Source organism: Leptolyngbya sp. PCC 6406, assembly GCF_000332095.2.
Taxonomy (GTDB): domain Bacteria; phylum Cyanobacteriota; class Cyanobacteriia; order Phormidesmidales; family Phormidesmidaceae; genus PCC-6406.
Map to the genome: position 1 here is coordinate 5,325,829 of NZ_KI913949.1, position 20,441 is coordinate 5,346,269.

Below are 20,441 nucleotides of genomic sequence, written 5' to 3' on the forward strand. Positions count from 1 at the left end.
TCTCTGTCAATCCCACCCTACAGCCCCTTCAAACTGACCCTGGGAAGGATTACATTAGGGAAGCTGAGGGAACTTGATCTCCCTCCGGCGGCGTCTCGGAAGCGGCGTCTCGGAAAACGTCTCGGAAAAAAGAATGGGCTCCAAACGTACGGTGTCTAGGGTGACTGAAATTAAGTCGAGTAAGTCCAGACAATTTATTCAACGCCAGATGCTCCGCAGCTCGGTCTGGCTCCTTGGCGGCATGGTGGGGCTAACCGTGGCGGCTCTGGGATGGGTGGCGACGGGGGTGCAGGCCCAAACCAATGGCGGCACCCTCACCCTGCGGGCGGATGTGCAGGAAGCCAATGCCCTGACGGGAGTGATTACGGCACGGGGCAATGTGCAGATTGAGTACCCTGCCCGCAGTATCTACGCCACCGCAGCCCAGGCGCAGTATTTCAATGAAGAGCAGCGCATCATCCTCAGTGGCAATGTCATTGTTAACCAGGAGGGGAATCGCTTAGAGGCGGAAACCGTTACCTACCTGATTGATGAAGGTCGCTTTATCGCCCTGCCGCAGCCACGTCAGCAGGTCCGGGCTACCTATCGCATCCCTGCGTCGGGTCCTGCTGCTGGAACCCCCACCAGCGGCTCTGGGTTACCTACCGATCAGTCTTCGTCTGGGCAGCGCCAGACGGTTGCGCCAGACAACGTGCTGGAAATTACCCCTATTGATGCTGTCGATGCCTCGACACTGCCTACCCCCAATGTGCCGTGAAAGTCCCCAGAGGTCTAAAAACGGTTCCGAGAGAACCGAGGGGTGTTGATGGCCTCTGATACAATTTTGGCGGGATACGATGTTGGCGGGTATAGCAGTCGCCAGTCCGATTAGGACGAGACTGCAAGCCAATTTGCTTAAGCCATCAGAGGAGTACCTGATGGCTTAAGCAAATTGGCCAAGGGTATATTTGCTGTCCTATGGACGTTGACCTCCCTTGAAAATTGTTCTTGAAAATGTTCAAAAGACCTACGGAAAGCGCCAGGTTGTGAGCCGGGTAAGTTTGTCTGTGGCCCAGGGGGAGATTGTGGGGTTGCTGGGGCCAAATGGGGCCGGTAAAACCACGACGTTTTATATGGCGACGGGGCTGGAGCGGCCTGACCGGGGGCGAGTTTGCTTGGATGAAATTGATATTACCGATTTGCCGATGCACCAGCGGGCACGGCTGGGGATTGGCTATCTAGCTCAGGAGGCTAGTATTTTTCGCAATCTGTCGGTGCAAGATAATCTCCTACTGGTGATGCAGCAGACCAATGTGCCTGCGGAGGAGTACGAGGATCGTCTACACAATCTGTTGAAGGAATTTCGCTTGGAAACCGTGGCGAATACTCTGGGGATTCAGGTTTCGGGTGGAGAACGGCGGCGCACAGAGCTGGCCCGTGCCCTAGCTTCGGGGGTGGATGGGCCGAAGTTTCTCTTCCTAGATGAACCTTTTGCTGGAGTAGACCCGATCGCGGTGGCAGAGATCCAATCCATCGTGGCGCAATTACGCGATCGCAATATGGGCATTCTCATCACCGACCACAATGTTCGGGAAACCCTACAGATCATTGACCGAGCCTACATCATGAGTGAAGGCCAAATTTTGGCCGCCGGGACTGCTGATGATCTCTACGCCAATCCCCTAGTGCGGCAGCATTACCTCGGGGACAGTTTCAAGATCTAACAGTTTCAAGATCTCAAGATCTAAATTTCAAACTCTAAAGCTTCCAAACCTAACATGGGTAAAGGGCGTGAATCTGCCCCTACCCCCTAACCGTTTCTCCCTAGACCTATGGCGACTACCCTGCCTGCTTCTGTCCCCAACGGCCCCTCCAGAGGAACGGGTGGTTGGAACATCACCATCATGGATCGCTACATTGCCTGGGAATTGACTCTTCCCTTTTTGTTTGGGGTGGGAGCCTTCTCCTCTATTGGCATTTCCATTGGGGCACTATTTGAACTGATTCGCCAGGTTACCAATGCGGGGCTCTCTATGACCCTGGCGGTGGAAATTTTTATCTTGAAGCTGCCCGAATTCATCGTCCTGGCCTTCCCCATGTCCACCCTGCTAGCGACGATGATGACCTACAGCCGCTTTTCTAGCGATAGCGAGCTGATTGCCCTACGAGGCTGCGGGGTTAGTGTACGACGCATCATTGCTCCCGCCGTAATCCTGAGCCTAGTGGTGACAGGAATGACCTTTGCCTTTAATGAACTCATTACCCCTGCTGCTAACTACCGCGCCGCCATTACCCTAGAGCGGGCGCTGAAGTCGGAGCGCCCCCCTTTTCAGGAACGCAATATTTTCTACCAGGAATTCCAAGCCGCAGAGGATGATCCCAGCGCTCAGAGCCTCAGTCGCCTTTTCTATGCCAGCCGTTTTGATGGTGAGACTATGTATGGGTTGACCATTGTGGATCTGTCTCAGTCGGGGGTAACCCAGGTTGTGAGTGCCGAATCCGCCACCTGGGATCCCTCTCAAAATACCTGGCAGTTCTACGATGGCACCATCTATGTGGTCGCCCCAGATGGCAGCTTTCGCAATATTGTCCGGTTTGACAACCAGCAACTCCAGTTGCCTCGGGCACCGCTAGATCTTGCTAACCGGACCAAAAATGACACGGAAATGAACATTGCTGAGGCGACCCAGCACCTAGAGCAGGTGGTGCGTAAGGGGGGTGATGAGCGCAGCATTCGCACTTGGCAGACTCGTATTCAGCAGAAGTACGCGCTTCCCTTTGTTTGTGTCGTGTTTGGGTTGGTGGGAGCCTCAATTGGGGTGCTGCCCCAGCGCACTGGGCGGGCCACTAGCTTCGGTGTCAGCATTTTGATTATTTTTGGCTACTACCTGCTGGCCTTTATTTGCAATGCTATGGGGGAAGTGGGTGTGCTGCCGCCCTTGCTCGCGGCCTGGAGCCCCACGCTATTGGGTCTCGGGGTGGGGGTATTTCTGGTAGAGAAGGCGACGCGATAAGGATGGTCTAGTGTTCCGTCAGGAAAATTTTGACGGGTTGAAGACTTTCAAAATTTAACCCCAACTAAACTTCAGGGTTTTGCTCATCTGTCAATCATTAATTGACTGAGCACTAGGCTACGGGCAGCTTAGGGCGGGGCGCGATAGTCTGGGATCGGTCTTTGGCGCTTGCCTCTTGGGACTGCGCCTGCTTAATTGGCAACTCGATCACGAACTCTGCACCCTGTCCGGGGGTAGAGCGGCAGAACAACCGACCTTGGTGCTTTTCTACCACGAGCTGATAGCTGATGGACAGCCCCAGCCCCGTGCCCTTGCCCACCCCTTTGGTGGTAAAAAAGGCGTTGAATAACTGGCCCTGAACGGATTCAGGAATGCCGGGACCATTGTCGGCGATGTGGATGGCGACGCGATCGCGATCTAGCGGCTGGGTTTGAATCCGAATCATAGGCGGGGCATTGGGAGAAGAAAATGCCGTCGCCTCAGCCTTTGCCCGGTCTTCTAGGGCATCAATGGCGTTGCTGATCAGGTTCATAAACACCTGATTCAGTTGACTGGCGTGGCATTCTACTAAGGGCAGATCGCCGTAGTTCTTAATGACCTCAATAGCGGGAGCGTTGCCTTCTTTGTGCTTGAAGCGATGGTGCAAAATCAGGAGCGTACTGTCGATGCCCTCATGGAGGTCCACTGCCTTCACTTCTGATTCATCTAGCCGGGAAAAATTACGGAGGGAGAGGACGATCTGGCGAATGCGGTTGGCCCCTAGTTTCATGGAGTCGATCAGCCGGGGCAGGTCGGTTTGCAAAAAATCTAAATCCATATCCTCTGCTAAAGTTGCTACCGCCTCGGGGGGATTCGGCACATGGGTTTGGTAGGACTCCACTAGTGCTAGCAAATCCCGGATGTAGTCCTCAGCGGGCTGCAAGTTGCCATAGATGAAATTAATGGGATTGTTAATTTCGTGGGCCACTCCTGCCACCAGTTGCCCTAGGGAGGACATTTTTTCGTTTTGCACCAGTTGCAGTTGGGTCTGCTGGAGTTGGTCCAAGGCCGATTGTAGATCCGTTGTCCTTGACGCCACCTGGGATTCTAGACTCTGGGTCAAATGGCGCAGTTGCAGATGGACCTTGATGCGGGCCAGCACCTCCTCATGCTGAATCGGCTTGGTGATGTAATCTACGGCCCCCAATTTCAACCCCTTGACCTTATCTAGGGTGTCGGAGAGGGCCGTCATAAAGATAATGGGAATATCGCAGGTGTGGGCTGCCGCCTTGATCCGCTGGCAGGTTTCAAACCCGTCGATACCGGGCATCATCACATCCAGCAAAATCAGGTCAGGAATGCTGCTCTGGAGGCGCTTGAGGGCAATTTCACCACTTTTTGCGATCGCAACCCGATAGCCCGACGCATCTAGTAGATCAAAAAGCACCTGAATATTAGTGGGGGTATCATCCACCACAAGAATAGTTTGGGGAGTCGGGTTAGTTTCCATAGAACTTCTCGGTTGCAATGTGGGGCTGAATGAGCCGCATAATGGCCTCGTCATCAAAATCCTGGGCAAAATCCAGGAGCTGATTGGCAAAGGGAGCGTAGTCGGGGGAAAGGTCGCGTAGCCGTTGGGCCTCCTGTTGAATGTCCTGGATAAAGCCCCCTTGCACAGCGGTGTAGAGAGCCTCTAGCTCCGCCGCCGGGGGCATGCTCCCCAGGGATGATGGGTCCAGGGGAGTGGCCAGGGACGGGTCAGGGGATGGTTCCTCCGGCGTGACGTAAATCCACTCTAGGGGCAGCAGGGAAGCCATTTCCGCCAGGAGCGCATCGAGCTGAATCGGTTTGGGAAAAAAGCGATCGCAGCCTGCCTCTAGGCTTTCGTGTTGATCCACCTGGGACAAACTGGCGGGGGAGGCAATGATGGGGGTTTTGGAGAATTCCGAGTGCTGCCGCAGTTTGCGGGTCATCTCCAAGCCATCTAGATTCGGCATGATCACATCGGTAATGATCAGGTCCGGTTTGATCTGGCAGGCTTGTTCATAGCCCACCACCCCGTCCACCGCCTCCACGACGGTAAACCCCAAGGGCTCCAGCATGTTGACCAGTACTAGGCGATTTTCGGGATGGTCGTCCACCACCAGAATGGTGTAGGGCTGGCCGCGATATCCGGTAATCATGGGGCCGCGATCGCGGGTGCTGGCCACAAAGTCTAGGGCTAGGGGCAGATCCAAATCAAACCAGAAGGTGCTGCCTTGATCCTGGGTGCTTTCTACCTGGATGGTACTGCCCATCATCTGCACGATCTGTTGGCTGATGGCGAGACCCAGCCCCGTCCCCTCCGCATTGCGATCGCGTCCCCCTGCCTGCTCAAAGGCGCTAAATACCGTTGCGATCCGCTCCGGGGGAATGCCGATGCCCGTGTCCTGAATGTGGAAGCGGATAGCCTGGGTGACCAGGCTTCTGTTGGGCGACAGTTGCACGTCGCCAGTGCTCTGATCAGGATTTTCAGGGGTTGACCGATCGGAGACCAACTCCGGGATCGGCTCCACTGTCAGCACCACCCGACCATGGTCCGTGAACTTAACCGCATTGCTGAGGAGATTCAACAGTACCTGCCGGAGTCGCTTATCGTCGGTGTGGACAGCGGTGGGCAACTGTTCCGATTCCCGATAGATAAACTCAATCCCCTTCTGGCGAGCCTTGATGGCGCAAATTTCCGCTGTGCCTAGAACAAAGCTGGGAAAGTGAACATCCTGGGGATACAGCTCCATCTTGCAAGCCTCAATTTTGGCCAGATCCAGAATGTCGTTGATCAGGGTCAGTAGGTGGGATCCGCACTGGTGAATCACCTCCACCCCCTGAAGCTGTTTCGGCATCAGGCTAGAATCCCGATTCAAAATCTGGGCATAGCCCAAAATCCCATTCAGGGGCGTCCGCAACTCGTGGTTCATATTGGCGAGAAACTCGCTCTTGGCCCGGTTGGCGGTGTCCGCTGCCTCCATGGCAGTTTGCAATTCCGCCGTCCGTTCAGCCACCCGATGTTCCAAACGCTCGTTAGCGGAGGCCAAGGTGGCGACGGAGTCCTGCACCTGCGCCGCCATGTGGTTGAAGGTGCGGGCTAGCAGCCCCAGTTCGTTCTGGGCGCTCAGGTGGACCCGTGCTGCCAAATCTCCCTCGCTGAGCTGGATAGCCGCCTCGGTCAATTGGTTTAAGGGCTTGGTCAACCGTCGGGAGAGTACCCAGCCTGCCGCGATCGCGATTCCCAACAACACCCCCGAAACCCCACCCATGATTAGAAGCAAGCGATAGAGGGGCGCATAGGCTTCTCGGGTTGGCAGCTCCACCGCCACTTTCCAACTCATACTCGAAATCGGTGAAACAGCCCCTAAAACTGGTGTCTCCGCAAGGCCATCATACTGGCGTAGTTCCCCTGTCCTAGCCTGATCCAGAGCAGTGATTAAGGCCGTGTTGTTGAGATCTGCAATGGTGAAATTCTGGCTGCTATTGCCAGAGCGAGCAATGAGACGATTACGCTCATCTAAGACATAGACATAGCCCGTATCGCCTGCGGGGGTTTGGGAGACCACATAGCTGAGAAAGTTGAGGCTGACGCGGGCCAGCAGGGCTCCATCCACCTGATCGGTGGCGTTGCGAATAGGGACCGCCAACGTCACCATGGAAATCCCCATTTCTGGATCTACGGAGACAATTCCCGCAAACTCTTCCTGCTGTTGGTAGGCCCGCTGGAATTCCGGTGAATTGGTAAATGTTCTGGGATCAAAGTCCCCATAGGGCGAGACAAAGCTCACCACTTGTCCAGTGCGGTCTAAAATCGCGATCGCTTCGTAGGCCTCATTGTGGCGGGTCAATCCCTCCAGCAGTTCCGTCTGCACAGTCACATCCAGATCACTCAGCCCTTGGACCCGAGCCAGATAACTGAGCTTGCGTCGTAAATCGTCCAGGTAATTTTCGATGCGGTTGGCCACCACCTGACTGCGCTCCCCTTGCAAGAGGTGGAGCTGTTCCACATGGTCGCGAAAGCTCCAGTAGAACATCACCGAGCCCAGGGGCAGGGTGCTGAGGAGGGCCATCGCCAGCAGACTACTACGGATTTGATGGGCAATAGACTGAAAAAATTGCAGCTTGCCTGTCTGAGGGCGATGGGTGTCTTCACCCCTGGGTGTAGAACCATCGTAATTTGGGGATGGGTTAACGGAATGATTCATCCTGAAGACCCTAGAAAAAATGACATCCCGCAGCGGTTCAGAAGGGTGTGGGCACCGATGGCTACAACACCCCTCAGAACGGATGATCTGGCTGTATTTAGGTGGGGGAAATATCAATTTCCCCAATCATGACCTTGTTTTTGATGTCTTCAAAGGCGGCCTCATCCTCGGGGTTGAGGGCACCTCGGAAGGGAGCAAAACCATAGATTTCCTCCTTGAGACCAAACTTGTAGAGCTTGCCCTCCCAACGACCCTGCTGAAAGAGATCGGCGGCATTCAAAATCAGTCGAGGAATATCCTGCAAGACACTGGTGATGACGTGATCAGGGGCAATGTCATATTGATCTCCGGTCCAGCCGATCACCTTGACGTTGTTGTAGGTGTCGTCATCTGCGATCGCGTGTATAGCCTCAATTCCGGCCTCATCTGCATTGATGGCAAAGCGATCAAAACCCTGCTCCGCCAGTGCTAGCGCTACTTCTTTTCCCCTTTCGCCATCAGTCCAGGTTTGGAGGAACTCCGTCACTACCTCCACATCAGGATTGGTTTCCTTGACCCCTTTCTCAAAGAGGGCCGCTTCCTCCTGGTACACCGGATAGTCGTGGCCCACCATGTAGGCCACCTTGTTGGTTTCCGTCGTCATTGCCGCCAGCACCCCCGACAGGTAACCTACCTCCCCAGACCGGAAGGCCACCGCCCCTAGATTGCGGTTGTTGCCGGGATAGGTGGTGACGATGGCAAATTTGGTGCGGGGAAACTCATCCGCAACGGTTTCCGCATTTTCGATATAGCCACCGCTTTGGGCAATGATGAAGTCGTAGCCCTCTTCGGCATACTGCCGCAGAGATTCTTCCCCTTCACCATCATTGACAAAACCACTAAAAGCGATCTCGGCGTTAAATGTCTTTTCAATCAATTTGAGCCCTTCGTAGCCTGCTTGACTCCAACTGCCATCGCTTTCAGAACCCGTTGTAATCATGGCGACGCGCAGCCGCCCATCCGGGTTTGTATCCCCAGCACTGGGGGTATCGGAGGGTGCTGTGCCACAGCTAATGGCCAGCGTCAGGGTCGCGATCGCGAGTAGTAGGTTAGTCAGCAGAGATTTAATACGCATAGAATTTCATACCCATAAAGTTGATGACCATCAATTTCCACAGAATATTGGGAAAATTGGTAACAAGTGAAACAAGGCCAGTTGTCCAGAAAGCGTCCAGAAGAATAGCATTAGCGCTGTTGCGCCTAGCTCCGCAGATCCACCCAGTTCATCTCTAAAAATTGAGAATTGGAGCTTGCCTGTCGGTGAAACCCACATCCGTACTTGAGTGTATTGGGAATTTGCTGCGCCTAAAACTTGACTTGGCCGCGATCGTCTGTCTGGTTTATAACTACCCAAAATTCACAAAAAAATAACAAGTTCTAACTGCTCGTGGAACTTGTCATAACTTCTTTTGGGTCCGTTAGGCATAACCTGCGATCGCTAAAAAAGAGACAATTGATCGCTGTCAAGTCCCTGCCCAATGCGCTCTACATCGCCTCGTCGATAAAGGGGACGACTCTTGCGTTTAGAGAAATGGCTCTCGATTCCGGCCATGGTTAGGAATTGTTGCGTCGCGGTTTCCGATTTCTGGAGAATGGCCGCCGCTGCCGATAACGGAATCCACTGCTGGGCAAAGTAATCCAATAGCACCGCATCAGGCTGTTGCTGGATCTGCCGCAGCAAATATTCCGCCAGAAACCAGCAGGCCCGTGTATCCGCCTCGGCCCGATGGGATCGCCCCACGTCAAATTGAAAATGTTGCACGAGATCCGGCAGGCGACGGGAGGGCAGATCCGCCAGCAGTAGTCGGGACAGCAGCACCGTGCAAAACAGTTGGGCAGGGGGCCGTATAAATCGATGGTCAAGATGACGATATTCCGCCTGGAGAAAGCCGTAGTCAAATTCCAAGTTATGGGCCGTGAGAGTGCCCTGTTCCAAACGCTCCAGGCAATCTGGCCACACCTCTTCAGGAAAAGACCCCTGAGCTACCATGGCTGGGGTGATTCCGGTAAGTCGCGTGATATTGGCGGGGATCCGCTGCCCCGGATTGATCAAGTGGGTTTCTTGGTGGAGAATACCCTCCGCCAGAGTGGCCTGTAAAATCGAAACCTCAACCACCCTCGCCCCCCGGTAGGGCAAGGATCCCGTGGTTTCGACATCCACCACCGTTAGTAGCCCTTGGCTGACCCGGCGATAATAGTCTAGTAGTTCTGTAGAGCGCAGAGCCGCTTGGCCCTGGCGTGGAATCGGTCGCCCCATGGGGTATGGATGGATAGGGGTAAATGCTTAAGCCAGATTCCACCATACAGGGCAAAGTGAGTCAAAAGTGCGATGGCCCCTTTAGGCCAATCCTGGACCATCGCCCCACCCATCCCCTGTCACCCCCTGCATTGGGCGCGGAAACCGCGCCCCTACCAAACATTCAATTCAAAATTCAAAACTCTCTGTCACCTATTACCTGTCACCCCCTGCATTGGGCGCGGAAACCGCGCCCCTACCCGAACACCCCAATATCGGTCACCCGCCCACCGGGCAGGGCGGGTTTTGAGCCTCCCATTCTGGATTTCCCAGGCAATACGAGCCAAACCCGCCCCTACGGCGACATCCTGCATTGGGCACGGAAACCGCGCCCCTACCCCAAAACTCTGCATCTGGCGCGGCATCTCTGCGGTGCATTGCTTCGCGTGGGCGAAGCCGCGCCTTAGCGCTATGCACCCTACGGGATATTTAATTCAAAACTCAAAACTCAAAACTCAAAACTCCTATCACCTCCCCCACCCCATCACTCCCCCCCATGCCCCACCTCACCTGGATCCAAGGCCCCACCCGCAGTGGCAAAACGGCCCGGTTACTGTCCCATTTGAGGACATTGGCGGCGGACCAGAAACATCCCACGGAGGCGGTGTTTTTGGTGATGGCGGCGAATGGGGATAATCGGCTGGCCCTGGTGGAGCGGATTGCGGCGGAGTTGCCTCCCTCCCTGCCCCTGACCACTGCGACCCCAGCGGGATTTGTGCAGAATGAGGTGATTCTGTTCTGGCCCTTGCTGGTGGAGTCCCTGGGACTGAGTCCCCAGTTCCCGATGAAACTGCGGCCTGAGAAGGAACAGGAGTTGGCCACCGCTCTGTGGCAGCCCTGGTTTCAGGTGGGTGCGATGGTCAAGGACCAGCCCACAGGGGGTATCGCAGTTCCGGGTTGGACCACAGCCCAGATTGTGCGGCGATCCCTAGACTTTTTGCAACTGGCGGCGGCGGCAGGGATTCCTGCTGAAGATATTGGCTCTATGGTGATGGCGGGGATGCCCCCCGGTACTGCGCCGCCGGAGGTGTGGCAGACCATCGGCACCGCCCTAGTGACTTGGCGAGATTGGTGTTTGCAGGGGGGACTACTGACCTACGCCATTGCCATGGAATTGTATTGGCGGCACTTATTACCCCTGTCTGCCTATCGCGATCGCTGGCAACAGCGCTTTCTTGGGGTGGTGGCCGACGACCTAGACGAATATCCGGCCATGGTGGGGCGTGTGATTGCCACTGCCTTGGATCTGGATTGTCCTGTGGCGGTGAGTTGGAATCCCCAGGGGCAGGTGCGGCTGGGGGTGGGGGCCGATCCCCAGGCATTAGAAATCTGGCGGCACCAGAGTAGTGAGGTGATCACCCTGCCGGAGGAACCGGAAACCCCGGCCCATTCCCTTGCAGCGACTTGGGCCGAACCCATTGTCCAAGGCGTCCTAGATCCCATTGCAATCCTGGAGCCGGTGGAGCCGATGGCGGTGGTCCAGGCTACCTCTCGCGGGGAACTGCTGCGGCGGACAGCAGAGGCGATCGGGGCAGCAGTTCAGGCCCAGCAGGTGGCTCCTAGGGACATCGCGGTCATCGGTCCCGGCTTTGACGCCATTGCCCGCTACAGTCTGGCGGAAATTCTGGCCCATCAGGGCATTTCCGTAGCGTCGCTGAATGATCAGCGCCCCCTGGTCAGCAGCCCCCTGGTGCGGGCAGTGCTGACGCTGCTGCCTCTGGTGTATCCCGGCCTGGGGCGGCTCTTGGATCGAGATGCGATCGCAGAAATGCTCGTTGTCCTGAGCCAGTCGCCCCAGGGCGATCCCCAGGAAACTTGGATGGACCGGGTCCAGATTGACCCGGTGCGGGCGGAGCTGATCGCCGACCATTGTTTTCGCCCCGATCCTGACCAGCCAGACCTGCTGGCGGTGACGGAATTTCCCCGCTGGGATCGTCTCGGCTACCAGGCGACAGAAGCCTATGAACAGTTGCGCCAGTGGATTGCCGCCCAGCGGCAGGCCCGCCAGCAGCGACTTCTGACTAGCCCAGTGAACCTAATTGATCGGGCGATTCAGACCTTTCTTTGGCGGGGTAGCATTCTGCCCTATGACCAGCTTGCGGCTCTGCGGGAACTATTGGAGACGGCTCAACATTTCTGGGAGGTGGAAAGTCGCCTGCGCCAGCAGCGGCGATCTCCCAGCCCATTCCAGCCGCCGGATAATGCCGCCAGTGCCTCTGGGGAAACCAGCCCCGAAGGCCGCTTCCTCTCCCTGCTGCACCAGGGCATCGTCACCGCCAATCCCTACCCAGTCAAAGCCACCGATCCCCAGCAGGGGGTGACCCTCTCCACGGTGTTCCAATACCGATCCCAGCGCCTAGTCCATCCCTGGCAATTTTGGCTGGATGCCGGGTCACCTCGCTGGCTGACGGGCAGTGATGAGTTGTTTGGCTATCAACTGTTTCAGCAAAACTGGACGGGTCGCCCCTGGACCCTGGAATCCGTCGAGCAAGCCCATGAAGCCCGTCTAGAGCGTATTCTCCGCGACCTATTGGGTCGCACTACAGAGCGGGTGGTCCTGTGCCACAGTGATTTGGCGGTGAATGGTCAGGAGCAAGCAGGACCGTTGTTAGGGTTGGTTTTGGCACAGGGCGATTTTTTCCCATGAGCTTGCTGCCCACGGTCGCCACTTAGGATAAAAATAAGGACTTGGCTTCCAACTGGAAACCAAGTCCTTATTTTGTCTATTTGGTGGCGGGGCATGGATTTGAACCATGGACCTTCGGGTTATGAGCCCGACGAGCTACCAGACTGCTCTACCCCGCGTCGCTCTACTAACTATAACAGTATAACGTTCAATCTGAACCCTTTCTCCCAAAGATTTTCTCTAGGGTGCAATCAAAACTGAGGGTGCGATGGCCAGAGGCTTGCCTGCGGCCATCGCACCCTCGACACCTACAGTAGTGTCAACTCCCCTAGGGAATCCAGACGTTTGTAGGGACTTAGTACCAAGTACTGATCTGCTAGGGTTTCCGAAATCTCCGGCGAGATCCAGCCCAGTTGACGCAGAAGATGAACCGCCACGGCATACTTAGCGCGCTTAGAGCCGTCCAGCACCTTGATTGCCAGCCCCAGCCCTTCACCTACCCGCGCCACACATTGCACGCCCTCAGCTCCAGACTTGCTCACTAGTGAACCCGCTGTACTCTGCATCAGCACCGTATCAAAGGCTTCCTCCCCTGCCACCAGTTCGGGATAGTGGGTCATGGCCCGGACAATACGCTCCATTTCCAGGGTGTCCCCCGAAGAGAGCTTGGCAAAGAGCGCGGCCATCTGGTGTAACTGCATGAAGTAGGTGGGGGCTCCACAGTCATCGTGGGCTCCAATGAACTCATCAGGAGGCATTCCCAGGATCTCCGCCACCTGGCTGAGAATCAGCTTCTGCACCGGATGGTTGCGGTGCAGATAGTTATCCAGGGGCCAGTTTTGCTGTTTGCACACCGCCAACATGCCCGCATGTTTACCGGAACAGTTATGGGCTAGGGGACTGGTAGCCCCCTCTGGAATAGGGCACTTGAGACGATTAGGCTCAATATCCGCTTTCCAGAGAATATGGAATGCCTGACGAATGTGGGCCAGGGTGCCCCGATGGGAGGCGCAGATAATCGCAAGGTCACGATCCCCTAGGCCGTAGGACTCTAGGGTGCCTGAGGCTGTCACCGACAAGGCTTGAAAGGGTTTCAGGGCAGAACGAATAAAGGAGGTTGTCTCCGCATCCCCTGCCACCGACAGGGTGCGACCCCGACTATCGCACACTACCGCGTGGGCAATATGAACCGACTCAACAATGCCCTCCCGTAACAGTTGGACCTGAAGCTCTGGGGCTTGGTAGCGTTTAGCCCTAGTCATGGCTAGCCCTCTGACAGGGAAATGGATGCAGACATATCATTAGCAAAGTATCAGCAAAATGATTCTCAACATCCTCTCACACCAGTTGCGTCCCCAGCATCAACAGGGCCAAGACGCCGAAAAGAATTCCAAAGGTTTTTTGAACGCGGCGGAGAATAGGCCGCACTTGGTAGTCCATTAATAAGCGATCGCGGTTTAGCACCTCCTCCGGCTTCACCCAGATTTGGCCGTCATACCAGCCTGACTCCTCATAGGGCACCGCTTCCCGTCGTAGTCGTTGGCCGACATGAAACCAACCCGTGTAAAGCTGGGCTAGGGTCAGAATGGGGAGCACCAAGGAGCCCGCCGCTCCCCAGAGTAGAAAGGGTGTCAAAGCTTTTCCAGGGGAAAAGCTGGCTGCGGCTACTGGACCCGTCACGATCCAGCTCAGACACCACAGCACTACTAAAGGCTTGATATACCCTGACAGGGATCGCCCCCCCCAGCTATAGAACCAAGACTGGTTCATGTCTTGGTACTCGTTAATTGGGAGCTGATCGGGGGGGACCGGACAGCGGGACGGGGTCACGGGCATAGGGGGCAAAGGACATTCACCTCCATACCATAGCGCCAATGGCCGGTTCAGGCGCTGGGCAATTGGGGGGCTAGGGAAATTTCCTCTGCATGGCCCCAGAAGGCTTCTAAACCGTAGAACTCGCGCTCCTCGGGCATGAAGGTATGAACAATGACTTCACCGTAGTCTTGCAGTACCCATCGGCCATCGGTCAGTCCCTCTGTGCGTAGGGGTAATCGTCCTAGAGTCTCTTCTACGGCAACTTCGATGGTGCGTGCGATCGCACGCGCCTGCACCGACGAGAAGCCCGTCACAATAACGAAATAATCAGCTAGGTAGGAGACCTCACTGACCTTAAGTAGGCGAATATTGCCTCCCTTACGCTCGTCAGCGGCACGGGCGGCGGTGAGGGCTAAAACCAGGGCGGAATCCTCGGCAGCAGCGGTAATAGGGACAGTCATACCAGCAAGGGTAGAAGCAGGGCGAAGATCTGTCATGCGTGGGGGGTGTTCCTCAGTAATGGGTCACTAATGGGTCATTAGGTCACGGGCCAGCGTATTCCATCTCAAAAATCATCCCCTGGGGTGGGCCAATGGGCGTAGCCAGGATTTGGAGGAGACGACCTAGCGAAGGGTATCAGCCCTCTCGCAAAACTGGTGGGTTTCGATAGTGGTACAGATGCGGTTGTCAACCGCCGCTTCCCCTCAAGATCCCGGCCAGAGATTTGGGCTGGAACATGCTAATACAGGTCAGGATAGTGTGAGAACGGTAGAGGCTGCCCATTATTCTGTAGATGTTTTAAGGAAAGTAGCAAAATCCAGCATGTATCATAAATCTCATTAAATTCATTGCGTTAAGACCGTAGATTAACCTCGGCTCCCATCGGCTCAAGTTCGCGCTCATTTCAGTTCGTGGTATATCGGCAGGAGATTTCCCATGACCGTGACCCTTCAGGTTGGTATTGTTGCCCTACTGGTCAGTGCCCTAGTGGGCCTGGTACTGGGCTATAGCCTGCCCCAGCGGCAGTTGCAGCAGCAGCGAAAACGCCTGAAGCAAAACCAGCAGCGCCTCACCGAAATGGAACAGGTCCACGCGGAGCGCCTCCAGGCCGTTTCAGAGCAAACGACCCAAGACCACGAGGCCCAGTTGACCCAACGCATTGCCCACTACCAAGATCAATTAGAAGAGCGCATCCAAGAGCTAAGCCAAGAGCATCAGGTTCAATTAGAAATGTTGCAACAGGCTGAGTTGGCCGCTGCTGCTTCACCCGCCGCCGCCGCTGCCCCCTTGGCTGCCAACAGTCCTGAGGTGCTCCGTTTCAAGCAGCAATACGAGGCCCGCCTCAAGGAAGCAGCTCAGAAACTTCAGCAAGCCTACGAGCAACAGTTGGCTCACCACACCAAAATCACACGAGCTGATCTACAACAGGTCTACGAATCTCGCCTCGCCCAAAAAATTGAACATTACGAAGCTCAACTCACGACCCGCCTCGCTCAACTAGAGGAAGAGTTCGCCACCCGTCAGGCTACGATTGAGCAAGGGTCTGGCCCCATTGTCCCGCCTAATCCCCAGTCTCCCAGTGCCATTATGGGCAATCCCAATAATGAGCCCACCGTAACTCTCCATCCTGGTGCTGCCCCACCCCCAGTCGCTGTTGCCAATCCTGCCAATCCTGCCAATCCTGCCGACAGTGAAACCATCGCCCTAGCTGTTCCGTCGCCCTCAGTCCAGCCTCCCGTGGATATGGCAGCAGAAATCAGCCGTATCCGAGAGGATTATGAGGCACAATTGGCGGAGAAAATTGCCCAGTACCAAGATCGCTGGTCCGCTCGCTTAGCGGAATTAGAAACGGAATATCAGACCCGGATAACGACGCTTCAGCAGGCTCGTCCTGCGGCTAATCCAACGGTTATCGATCAGTTAGATCCTTTGGATCTGGGAGATATTAGCCAGTTGAGTTAGGCCCAGTTGAGTTGGGTTGTGTGACGGCTCCATAGGATTAAGCGATAGAATTCTGCCCGCTGATGGTGGTGGGTTTTGCCTAAGGGCATAGAATCCACTGGAGAAATACTTTGCCCCATGGAGGGCTTTATGCAGTTGCAGGCAGGATGTCAGCTTTTATTTGAAGCGAGTGCCCCTTCTCCCTTGATTCTGATGCTCCGACCACGCAGCGGATTAGGGCAGTCGGTGATCCAAGAAAACTGTCGTTTTGAGCCCTCTGTCCCTGTCGTGGATTATATCGACAACTATGGCAACCTCTGTCAGCGCTTGCTGAGTCCCCCAGGGCAATTTGCAGTCCACACCACAGCGACGGTGGATACCCCTGATGCCATTGATGTTCAACCGGGGGCTGCCTTTGTCTCAATTGAGCAATTGCCGGATTACACCCTGCAATTTCTCTTGCCGAGTCGCTATTGCGAATCGGATCTGCTGGGGAATTTAGCCAACGATATTGTGCTGACCGATTTGCCCGCCTACGACCAAGTGGAGGCTATTCGGAGTTGGATTCATACCCACATTGAATATCGGTATGAATCCAGTACGGCTTCTACCTCTGCAACGGAGACGGCGAAAACCCGTGTAGGGGTCTGCCGTGATTTTGTCCACTTGGGGATGGCTCTATGCCGGAGCCTGACGATTCCAGCCCGCATGGTGGTGGGGTATCTCTATGAACTGGAACCCATGGATCTTCATGCCTGGTTTGAAGCCTTTGTGGGAGGTCGCTGGTATACCTTTGATGCGACTCAGTCAGCGCCACGGGGAAATAGAATTGCGATCGCATATGGTCGAGATGCAGCAGATGTTGCTTTGGCCACCCAGTTTGGGCCTGTAATCCTAACTGAAATGAACGTCTGGGTTCATGCTGCTGGCTAGGGGGTGTGGACAATTCATCCCCCAGCCCCTTTACCCGAAACTACACTTCCGAAGCCGACCTCGCCGCCATAGCTTGCTTCCCCCAGGAGGGGCCAACCGACAAGACTGGCATACACCCACCTTGTCGCCCTGTACAGGCCAAAAGTCCAGCCGTGCTCTTGGATGCCTCACTCCAGGGCAAAAATCTCGTGCGAAATTTCGTTCCCCCCCAAAACCAGGAAACGCCTAGGGGTGGGCAAAATCTGATAGCGTTGTATTTTCCAAAGCGGTTTTTCAAAGCGGCGCAGGGTGCAATGGTAATAGATGGGCTAAAGGGACGAGATTTCGTGAGCATGGCGGACCTTAGTCCGGGAGAACTGGGGGGCTTGCTCACCATTGCCACCCAACTCAAATGTGGACAACTCACGGCGGACTGCCCCCGCAAAGTGTTGGGACTCCTGTTCCGCAAAGCATCCACCCGCACCCGCGTCAGCTTCTCCGTCGCCATGGTGCAGTTGGGGGGGCAGGTCTTGGATCTAAATGTGCAGCTCACCCAGGTCAGCCGGGGGGAACCCATCCGCGACACGGCCCGCGTCCTGGATCGCTACCTTGATGCCCTCGCCATTCGCACCTACGACCAGGGGGAACTGGCGGAGTTTGCCCACCATGCAAACATGCCCATTATCAATGCCCTCACGGACTTGGAACATCCCTGTCAGGTGTTAGCAGATCTGTTGACGGTGCAGGAAGCCTTTGGCTCCCTAGAGGGTCTGACCCTCACCTACCTGGGGGATGGCAACAACATGGCCCATTCTCTAATGCTGGGCTGTGCCCTGGCTGGAATGCACATTCGTATCGCTACCCCGCCGGACTATGTGCCCAATGAGGACATTGTGCTCCAGGCGCGGGCACTGGCGGGCGATCGCAGTGAGGTCATTCTCACCGACGATCCCAAGGCAGCGGTGGCGGGAGCCCAAATTCTCTATACCGATGTCTGGGCCAGTATGGGCCAAGAATCCGACGCCGAGAGCCGAATTCCCCGATTCCAGCCCTACCAGGTCAATAATGCCTTGCTGGCGGGGTGCGATCGCGATGCCATCGTCCTCCACTGCCTACCCGCCCACCGGGGGGAAGAAATCACCGATGACGTGATGGAAGGCCCCCAGTCCCGCGTGTGGGATCAGGCCGAGAACCGGATGCACGCCCAGAAGGCGCTCCTAGCCTGCTTGTTGGGGGCAATTTAGAAAGCCGTAGGAAACCCCCTGCTACCTGCTACTTGACGGAAATAGCCCACCTATCTGTCAATGCAGAAACACTTGTGTGTCCTGGAATCCCCTTTCACCCTTCACCCTTCACCCTTGCAACACTACTCTCCATTTCCCCAATCCGGTGGCAAATTGGCCTGCAACCGTAGGCAATTATGCTTGCCCTGAATCTTCACCTGATACTCCACCTTGTCCATCAGTCGATTCAGAATGAGCCAACCGTAGCCTCCCTCCTGGAACTGATCGGGGCCGGGGGGGAGATAGGTGCTGAGGTCAAACCCCTGACCCGAGTCCCACACCTCCAGCATCAGGGTCTCCCCTTGGAGTTCTAGGCACAGACGCACCGGTAGCTCGGGCTGATCACGGTGGGCATGGCGCACCACATTGGAGTAGGACTCCACCAAAACGAGCCGTAGGCGATTTTCCCACTTGGGCCAATCGGTCCAGGTTCCTAGCTCCACCTGGAGCGAGCCCAAGAGCCAGGACTCGACAATGGCTAGAAATCGCAGGTCGCTGGGGATCCGAAGTTCCGTCTGCATGGCTATACCACCTCCAGCGCCAGAACGGTTTGGTCGTCTTCTTGCTCGGTCTTTTCGCCCTGGATCGTGAGCAGCAATTTATCTAAATCCAGGGGGCGAGGCTGTCGTTTGAGCAGTTCCCACAGTCCCGTTTGCCTCAGCATGGCGGTGGACCCAGGGTTATCCTTGTCCTGCACTGTGGCCTCCGTGAGGCCATCGCTGGCCAGTAATAACGTGCCCCCCTCCGGCATCGTTAATTCCCCGGCAGCAGCTTTCCAGATTGGCAAAATTCCTAGGGGCACCCCTCGCACCTCCAAATAGATGGGCTCCGCCTCCGGATTCTCCAGGGTTTCCGGGGACCAAACTAAGGGATAGATGTGGCCGGCATTGGCGTACATCAACTGGTGGGTACTGGGGGTGTAACGCACCAGTACCAAGGTAATGAAGCAGTTGTTCCCCACCAAGTCCTCCGACAGGCTGTGGTTGAGGTTCTGCATCATTTTTTCCGGCGTCGGGGGCGTCTCTTGAGACAACTCCCGCCGCAGTACAGAAATCGCACTGGCCATAAATAGGGCGGCAGGAACCCCTTTACCTGAGACATCCCCCACCGCTAGCCAGAGATCGCCCTGGGGATGGACAAACACCTCGAAGAAGTCGCCCCCCACCTCCCGCGCTGGGAAACAGCGGGCCTGAATCCGCGCTGTATCTAGGGTGGGGAGGGTCTGGCGCAGGAGATTACTCTGAATCTGGCGGGCCACCTCTAGCTCCGCCCGCATCTGCATGGTCTGTTCTTGGATGCGCTGGTAGAGACGGGCTTGGGAAATGGCTAGGGCAATCTGCTCGGTGACGCTGTCTAGGAGCACCAGGGTGTCTTCAGACCAGTCGGCCTCGGCTGCCACTTGATACAGGGAAACAGCCGCCAGTGCAGTTTGCTGATAAATCAGGGGCATGGTCAGCGCCACTACTGGGACGGGCAGATCATCGAGGGTATCGAGTTGGTGATGAACGCAGTTTGGCCCTTGGGGGTGATCGCCCGCTAAGAACACGTCCTGAGTCACATCCCAGCTATGGCGCTCTAGGGACTCCCGTAGGTCTAGGGATTGGCCAGGAACGACGTAGGTAAAGGCTTTGCCAAGGGCCGGATCGGCCAAGGCCGACTCGGCGGCGGGGGGCATGGCGTGGAGAATGGCATAGTGGGCTCCAAAGGTGTGACCCAGGGTGTTGGCGATGGTCTGGAGCATACTGTGGTAGTCCAGGGACTCGCGAATGGCGGTCATCACCTCGTTGGAGAGGGACTCCCGCCGCAGCGATCGCGTCAGCGCCTTGGTGCGCTGTTTCACTACCCGGTAGGTTTCCGCCGCTTGAACCACAACGGTTTTCAACTGCTCTGGGTTCCAGGGCTTGGTGATGTATTTGAACACCTTGCCGGAATTGATGGCCTCCACCAGGTCCTCCACATCGGTATAGCCCGTGAGCACGATACGAATGGTGTCGGGAAACCGATCCACCGTGCGGCTCAGGAACTCGGTTCCGTTCATGCGGGGCATGCGCTGGTCGGAGATGATGATGGCCATTTCTCCTTCAGCGTCCAGCAACTCTAGGGCCTTAAAGCCGTTTTCTGCCTTAAAGACCTGAAATTCTCGCCGAAAGGTGCGGTAGAGCAAGTCCAGGTTGTCTGGCTCGTCATCTACCACCATTAACTTAAGGGATTCTTCGTCCTCCCATGCCATGGGAATGTCCTTTTGCAATGTCCTTCTGCCTATGTGCGTTGGTGCCGCTGCCTGCCACTACTCTTGGAGTAAGGGGCATAGCCCTGAGCCAAACC

The 20,441-nt window shown here is 56.0% G+C and carries 16 protein-coding genes and 1 tRNA gene; 7 read left to right on the forward strand and 10 right to left on the reverse strand.

Going from position 1 to position 20,441, the window contains the following annotated elements; all coding sequences use genetic code 11:
- Nucleotides 1-133: 133 nt before the first annotated feature.
- From LEP6406_RS29515 to LEP6406_RS0223810, 3 genes are all read left to right on the forward strand, one after another.
- Nucleotides 134-757: an LptA/OstA family protein gene (locus LEP6406_RS29515; protein ID WP_008319044.1), complete on the forward strand. Its 624-nt coding sequence runs from the start codon at nt 134-136 to the stop codon at nt 755-757.
- A gap of 217 nt (nt 758-974) precedes the next feature.
- Nucleotides 975-1,703, forward strand: coding sequence for an LPS export ABC transporter ATP-binding protein (lptB, locus tag LEP6406_RS0223805; protein ID WP_008319043.1), 729 nt, complete (start codon nt 975-977; stop codon nt 1,701-1,703).
- Between the two features lie 108 nt (nt 1,704-1,811).
- A complete protein-coding gene (locus tag LEP6406_RS0223810; protein WP_008319042.1) occupies nt 1,812-2,993 on the forward strand; it encodes an LptF/LptG family permease in 1,182 nt (393 codons plus the stop codon).
- Nucleotides 2,994-3,105: 112 nt separating this feature from the next.
- Here the strand turns inward: LEP6406_RS0223810 and LEP6406_RS0223815 are convergent, their stop codons facing one another.
- The 4 genes from LEP6406_RS0223815 to LEP6406_RS0223830 form a co-directional block, all read right to left on the reverse strand.
- On the reverse strand, nt 3,106-4,482 hold the full coding sequence (locus tag LEP6406_RS0223815) for a sensor histidine kinase (protein WP_008319041.1): 1,377 nt from the start codon (nt 4,480-4,482) through the stop codon (nt 3,106-3,108).
- A complete protein-coding gene (locus LEP6406_RS29520; RefSeq protein ID WP_008319040.1) occupies nt 4,472-7,204 on the reverse strand; it encodes a hybrid sensor histidine kinase/response regulator in 2,733 nt (910 codons plus the stop codon). Before LEP6406_RS29520 ends, LEP6406_RS0223815 begins: the two co-directional genes overlap by 11 nt.
- 97 nt (nt 7,205-7,301) lie before the next feature.
- Entirely contained in the window at nt 7,302-8,318 is a 1,017-nt protein-coding gene (locus LEP6406_RS0223825) for a BMP family protein (RefSeq protein ID WP_008319039.1), read from the reverse strand.
- A 363-nt stretch (nt 8,319-8,681) separates the two neighbouring features.
- A complete protein-coding gene (locus tag LEP6406_RS0223830; protein ID WP_008319038.1) occupies nt 8,682-9,500 on the reverse strand; it encodes a 3'-5' exonuclease in 819 nt (272 codons plus the stop codon).
- 535 nt (nt 9,501-10,035) lie between these two features.
- Between LEP6406_RS0223830 and LEP6406_RS0223840 the strand changes: the two genes are divergently transcribed.
- Complete coding sequence (locus tag LEP6406_RS0223840; RefSeq protein WP_008309675.1) at nt 10,036-12,186, forward strand: hypothetical protein; 2,151 nt, start codon at nt 10,036-10,038, stop codon at nt 12,184-12,186.
- Nucleotides 12,187-12,267: 81 nt separating this feature from the next.
- Here LEP6406_RS0223840 and LEP6406_RS0223845 read toward each other — a convergent pair.
- The 4 genes from LEP6406_RS0223845 to rsfS form a co-directional block, all read right to left on the reverse strand.
- Nucleotides 12,268-12,344, reverse strand: a tRNA-Met gene (locus tag LEP6406_RS0223845).
- A 129-nt stretch (nt 12,345-12,473) separates the two neighbouring features.
- Nucleotides 12,474-13,427 carry an asparaginase gene (locus LEP6406_RS0223850; RefSeq protein WP_008309673.1) on the reverse strand — a complete coding sequence of 318 codons (954 nt, stop codon included), beginning with the start codon at nt 13,425-13,427 and terminating at the stop codon, nt 12,474-12,476.
- 76 nt (nt 13,428-13,503) lie between these two features.
- Nucleotides 13,504-14,001, reverse strand: coding sequence for a CGLD27 family protein (locus LEP6406_RS0223855; protein ID WP_008309671.1), 498 nt, complete (start codon nt 13,999-14,001; stop codon nt 13,504-13,506).
- Between the two features lie 47 nt (nt 14,002-14,048).
- Nucleotides 14,049-14,441 (reverse strand): ribosome silencing factor, encoded by a 393-nt coding sequence (rsfS, locus tag LEP6406_RS0223860; protein WP_225886628.1) that lies wholly within the window; start codon nt 14,439-14,441, stop codon nt 14,049-14,051.
- A 475-nt stretch (nt 14,442-14,916) separates the two neighbouring features.
- Between rsfS and LEP6406_RS0223865 the strand changes: the two genes are divergently transcribed.
- From LEP6406_RS0223865 to argF, 3 genes are all read left to right on the forward strand, one after another.
- Nucleotides 14,917-15,942 carry a hypothetical protein gene (locus LEP6406_RS0223865; protein ID WP_008309667.1) on the forward strand — a complete coding sequence of 342 codons (1,026 nt, stop codon included), beginning with the start codon at nt 14,917-14,919 and terminating at the stop codon, nt 15,940-15,942.
- Between the two features lie 129 nt (nt 15,943-16,071).
- Nucleotides 16,072-16,854, forward strand: a complete 783-nt coding sequence (locus LEP6406_RS0223875; protein WP_008309665.1) for a transglutaminase-like domain-containing protein — start codon at nt 16,072-16,074, stop codon at nt 16,852-16,854.
- Nucleotides 16,855-17,147: 293 nt separating this feature from the next.
- On the forward strand, nt 17,148-18,077 hold the full coding sequence (argF, locus tag LEP6406_RS0223880; protein ID WP_008309663.1) for an ornithine carbamoyltransferase: 930 nt from the start codon (nt 17,148-17,150) through the stop codon (nt 18,075-18,077).
- A gap of 122 nt (nt 18,078-18,199) precedes the next feature.
- Here argF and LEP6406_RS0223885 read toward each other — a convergent pair whose 3' ends face one another.
- Together LEP6406_RS0223885 and LEP6406_RS0223890 are read right to left on the reverse strand one after the other, a co-directional pair.
- Complete coding sequence (locus LEP6406_RS0223885) at nt 18,200-18,637, reverse strand: ATP-binding protein (protein WP_008309661.1); 438 nt, start codon at nt 18,635-18,637, stop codon at nt 18,200-18,202.
- Between the two features lie 2 nt (nt 18,638-18,639).
- Nucleotides 18,640-20,346, reverse strand: a complete 1,707-nt coding sequence (locus tag LEP6406_RS0223890; RefSeq protein ID WP_008309658.1) for a SpoIIE family protein phosphatase — start codon at nt 20,344-20,346, stop codon at nt 18,640-18,642.
- Between the last annotated feature and the right edge of the window lie 95 nt (nt 20,347-20,441).